4 protein-coding genes and 1 pseudogene are annotated in these 4,951 nt (G+C 56.9%); 2 read left to right on the top strand and 3 right to left on the bottom strand.

The annotated features are described in order from the left end of the window. Positions 1-145 (bottom strand): annotated as a pseudogene (locus JWR17_RS09780) (electron transfer flavoprotein subunit beta/FixA family protein); the annotation flags it as partial. Positions 146-466: 321 nt separating this feature from the next. Here JWR17_RS09780 and JWR17_RS09775 point away from each other — a divergent pair. Next, positions 467-2,128 carry an electron transfer flavoprotein-ubiquinone oxidoreductase gene (locus tag JWR17_RS09775; RefSeq protein ID WP_299830682.1) on the top strand — a complete coding sequence of 554 codons (1,662 nt, stop codon included), beginning with the start codon at positions 467-469 and terminating at the stop codon, positions 2,126-2,128. 137 nt (positions 2,129-2,265) lie between these two features. On the opposite strand, the gene JWR17_RS09770 is transcribed toward JWR17_RS09775, so the two are convergent. Beyond that, a complete protein-coding gene (locus JWR17_RS09770; protein ID WP_299830680.1) occupies positions 2,266-3,162 on the bottom strand; it encodes an AraC family transcriptional regulator in 897 nt (298 codons plus the stop codon). 182 nt (positions 3,163-3,344) lie between these two features. Here JWR17_RS09770 and JWR17_RS09765 point away from each other — a divergent pair, with 182 nt between their 5' ends. Further along, entirely contained in the window at positions 3,345-4,397 is a 1,053-nt protein-coding gene (locus JWR17_RS09765; RefSeq protein WP_299830678.1) for an NAD(P)-dependent alcohol dehydrogenase, read from the top strand. Here the strand turns inward: JWR17_RS09765 and JWR17_RS09760 are convergent. Next, positions 4,398-4,951: IclR family transcriptional regulator (locus JWR17_RS09760; RefSeq protein ID WP_299830676.1), on the bottom strand; the 554-nt coding region annotated here is incomplete at its 5' end.

Genomic DNA, 4,951 nt, shown 5'->3' with positions numbered 1-4,951 from the left:
GGCGTACGGCTTCTTCTACAGCGATTTCGCAGAAGGGGTTCATCGACATTTTGACGTTAGCGAGGTCGACGCCGGAGTTGTCCGCTTTGACGCGAACCTTGACGTTGTAGTCGACCACTCGTTTGACAGCTACAAGAACCTTCATGGATTCCTCGTTACTCTCCGGTGAAAAGAAGTCGCCTGGTTGGACCTGGCGATCGGTGCAGCCTACGGCGAGCGCAAAACCGCCCGTATCTTGACCGGAACGCCAATTCCGGTCAATACGACAAAAACGCCACTTACAAGCCGCGCGTCTATGATTTATCTGGCTTGCAACCAATTCAAACAAACGTTTGTATTGGACCTGCGCGATGGTGTAGATATAATGCGCCCCTTTAGCGGCGCGCGACTGTGAGAATCATACCTGCGCTGCGCTTCATTAATTACCTATAAAAAAAACTGTTGAGCCCTGAGTAGGAGATAGCCTGTGGAACGCGAATACATGGAATTCGACGTCGTCATCGTCGGCGCCGGCCCCGCTGGCCTTTCCGCCGCATGCCGTCTGAAACAGAAAGCTGCTGAAGCCGGAAAGGAAATCAGCGTTTGCGTTGTTGAAAAAGGCTCTGAAGTTGGCGCACATATATTATCGGGTGCGGTGTTCGAGCCTCGGGCGCTCAACGAATTGTTCCCGGACTGGAAAGAACTTGGCGCGCCGCTGAACACTCCGGTCAAGCGCGATGACATTTTTGTGCTTAAAAGTGCCGACAGCGCGACTAAAGTACCGAACATGTTTGTGCCAAAAACCATGCACAACGAAGGTAACTATATTATCTCGCTGGGCAATCTGTGCCGCTGGCTGGCGGCGCAAGCGGAAAACCTGGGTGTAGAAATCTACCCGGGCTTTGCTGCCCAGGAAGCGCTGATCGATGACAAAGGCGCAGTCACCGGAATTCTTACCGGCGACCTCGGCGTCGACCGTGAAGGCCAGCCTAAAGACAGCTTCACCGCCGGTATGGAACTGCGCGGCAAATACACATTGTTCGCCGAAGGCTGCCGTGGGCACATCGGTAAGCAACTGCTGAAGCGTTTCAATCTGGACACCGAAGCCGATGTTCAGCATTACGGCATCGGCCTGAAAGAAATCTGGGAAGTCGATCCCGCCAAACACGAACAAGGCCTTGTGGTGCACACCGCCGGTTGGCCGCTGGACGTAATGAGCAATGAGAACACTGGCGGTTCCTTCCTTTATCACCTGGAAAACAATCAGGTGGTCGTTGGCTTGATCGTCGACCTGTCTTACAGCAACGCTTTCCTGTCGCCGTTCGATGAGTTCCAGCGCCTTAAGCATCACCCGGTCATCAGCCAGTACCTGGAAGGCGGCAAGCGCATCAGCTACGGTGCTCGTGCCATCTGCAAGGGCGGCCTGAATTCCCTGCCGAAGATGGTTTTTCCCGGTGGCGCATTGATTGGCTGTGAACTCGGCACGCTGAACTTCGCCAAGATCAAGGGCAGCCATACTGCGATGAAGTCCGGCATGCTCGCCGCTGATGCCGTTGCCGACGCGCTGTTTGCTGGTAACGAAGGCGGCGATGAACTGCAGACTTACGTCGAAGCGTTCAAGGCAAGCTGGTTGTACGAAGAACTGTTCGCCAGCCGTAACTTCGGCCCGGCGTTGCACAAGTTCGGCCCGATCATGGGCGGCGCGTTCAACTTCGTCGATCAGAACCTGTTTGGCGGCAAAATTCCGCTGACCCTGCATGACACCAAGCCCGATTACGCCTGCATGAAGCTCGCCGCTGATTCGAAAAAAATCAGCTACCCGAAACCGGATGGAAAACTCAGCTTCGACAAACTGAGCTCGGTGTTCCTCTCCAGTACCAACCATGAAGAAGAACAGCCTTGCCACCTGAAGCTGACCGACCCAAACATTCCGATTGGCGTCAACCTGCCGCTGTATGACGAACCGGCACAGCGTTATTGCCCAGCGGGCGTCTACGAAGTGATCACCAAGGAAGACGGCGAGAAGCGCTTCCAGATCAACGCGCAGAACTGCGTACACTGCAAAACCTGCGACATCAAGGACCCGTCGCAGAACATTACCTGGGTGGCGCCGGAAGGCAGCGGCGGACCGACTTACCCGAATATGTAGGTCCTTCGCGGGCTTGCGCTGAAACTGTAGGAGCTGCCGAGGGCTGCGATTCGACCGGCAACCAGTCGAGTCCGAAATATTGCAGCCTTCGGCAGCTCCTACAGCTTTTGTGTTGCTGCGCAACGTCGCGCAATTTCCTACAGAGCGCTTACACCCTCCTCCCCTGGGTTTCGTTCGAAGTAGCGCTTGTATTCGCGGCTGAATTGCGAGGTGCTTTGATAGCCCACGCGCATCGCCACCTGAGCAACACCCGCGCCTTCTGCGACCAATATCTGTTGTGCCTTGAGTAAACGCAGGCGTTTCAAATACTGGACCGGCGACAGCAAGGTGCTGCGCTTGAAATGTTCGTGAAAGGTCGAGGCGCTCATGTTCGCGCAACGGGCCAGGGTGTCGACACTAAGCGGCTCGGCGTAATGGGTATGCAAGTGGCTCAACGATGCCGCGACCCGGGCGAATTGCCCGTGTTGCTCGACCAATGCACGCAACACACCGGCTTGTGGTCCTCGCAAGGCGGCATACAGCACCTCACGCAAACGCGCCCGTCCCATGATTCGGCATTCCTGCGGATCGTGCAGGCAGCGCAGTAGACGCTCAACGCTTTCGCGCATTTCGGTGTCCAGCACGACCGATGTCATGGATTCCGGTGTTTGTACTTGCGCACTTGGCCCTGGCACCAAACCCATGGCCAACACCAGCTCACCGAGCACAATCCGGTCGATATCGATGGATACGCCCAACAGCGGTTCTTCCGGCGAGGCGTAGGTTTCGTACTCGAACGGCACCGGCAACGCCTGAATCAAATAATGGCCAGCGCCGTATTCAAGGGTCCGTTTGCCCAAATAAGCGATTTTGCTGCCTTGGGCGATGATTACCAGACTAGGCTCATATATCTGCGGACAACGTGCGACGTTGACCTCCGCAGACCAGACGTTAACCTCGGGCAATAACGTCGGCAGCAAGCCGGTACGGTGGGCGAGCGGCTGAAGCAGGGATACCAGCGTGGCGTTGGCTTCGAGGTGTCGGGTCAATAACATGGGGCGGATGCTTCATGCAAAGTAGAGAGCCACATCATCGCAGATCTGGCCCGCGAATCAGCTTTTTAGAGGTTATGCCGGAGGATTAGGCATGACAGGCGGAGGAATCGCCATAGCCGGTTAAACCCCACGCGGCGAGAATGGTCTGTGTCATTCCAGTTAACGTTTTTGCGAGGTTCAACATGTTCAAAGCCATTGGTTATGCCGCTCAATCAGCGACCGCACCCCTAGCCCCCATGACCTTCGAACGCCGCACTCCACGCGCCGATGACGTGGCCCTTGAGGTCCTGTTTTGCGGCGTGTGCCACTCAGATATTCACCAGGCACGCAATGAATGGGGTTTCGCCAGCTACCCCTTGATGCCAGGCCATGAAATTGTCGGTAAAGTCACTTCGGTTGGCGCAGACGTCAGCAAATATAAAGTCGGCGACATTGTCGGTGTTGGCTGCTTGGTGGATTCTTGCCGCACCTGCGAAGCCTGTGAAGCCAATCTGGAGCAGTATTGCCTCGAAGGCCCGACCCAGACCTATGCTTCCCGGGACCGCATCGACGGCACCTTGACCATGGGTGGCTACTCCAACGCTATGGTTGTCAGCGAGCGCTTCGTGGTGCGCATCCCAGAGAAACTCGACCTGGCCAGCGCTGCGCCGATTCTGTGTGCCGGCATCACCACGTACTCACCGCTCAAGCATTTCGGCGTGAAAGCGGGCGACAAGGTCGGTGTGCTCGGTATGGGCGGTTTGGGCCATATGGGCATCAAGTTTGCCAAAGCCATGGGCGCAGAAGTCACCCTGTTCACCCGTTCGGAAGCCAAGGCTGAAGAAGGCCGTCGTCAAGGCGCCGACCACGTGATTGTTTCCACCAACGAGAGTCAGATGAAGGACGCCGCCGGGCGCTTCAACTTCTTGCTGGACACCATTCCGGTGCAGCACGACCTTAACCCGTACCTGAATACCCTACGTTTTGACGGCGTGCACATTCTGGTGGGTTTGATCGAACCGATCGATCCGCCTGTGCACGGGTTTAACCTGGTGGCCAAACGCCGGGTGATCGCGGGTTCGATGATTGGCGGCCTGGAAGAGACCCAGGAAGTGCTGGATTTCTGTGCTGAACACGGCATTACGTGTGACATCGAAATGCTCGACATCAACAACATCAACGAAGCCTTTGAGCGCGTGGTGAAGGGTGACGTGAAGTACCGCTTCGTGATCGACATGAAGACCTTGAAAGCCTGATCAGGTCCTTGCCCCTAACTCGGCCGAGAGTCGCGCTGCGGTCTGTTTGATCAGCGGAATCAACTCGGTCATTTTCTCCAAGGGCATATACGGCAAGGTACTGGCAATGCTGATGCCAGCGACAATCAAGTTGCTGGCATCACGCACTGGCGCCGCCACACAGCGAATCGACGGTTCGTTGTCCTCCAGATCAAACGCATAGCCGCCTGCCACATACTCTTGCATCCGCTGCCGGAATTGCTCCCACGACTGCTCGGAATGCTCCGGCCATAGGGTCGCTTTACCCTCCCCCGGCAAGCTGACCTGATACAGGCGCTGCCACTCCTGTTCATTGCAATCGATCATCAACGCCTTGCCGATCCCGGTCCGCGCCAGCGGCATGCGGTGGCCGACCCGCGAACGCATTTCCGGGCCATTGCGCCCCGGATTCTTGTGCAGGTACAGCACGTCATCGCCTTCACGAATCGCCAGGTGCACGGTGTCGCCGGTCAGCGCCGACAGCTCGTCCAGAAACGGCCGCGCCAGAATGGCCAGCGGCACCTCCTCGCGCGCCT

Source organism: Pseudomonas sp. (assembly GCF_028293835.1).
Classification (GTDB): domain Bacteria; phylum Pseudomonadota; class Gammaproteobacteria; order Pseudomonadales; family Pseudomonadaceae; genus Aquipseudomonas.
The sequence above is the reverse complement of the archived record's forward strand: the minus strand, read 5'-3'. Positions and strand labels throughout refer to the sequence as shown.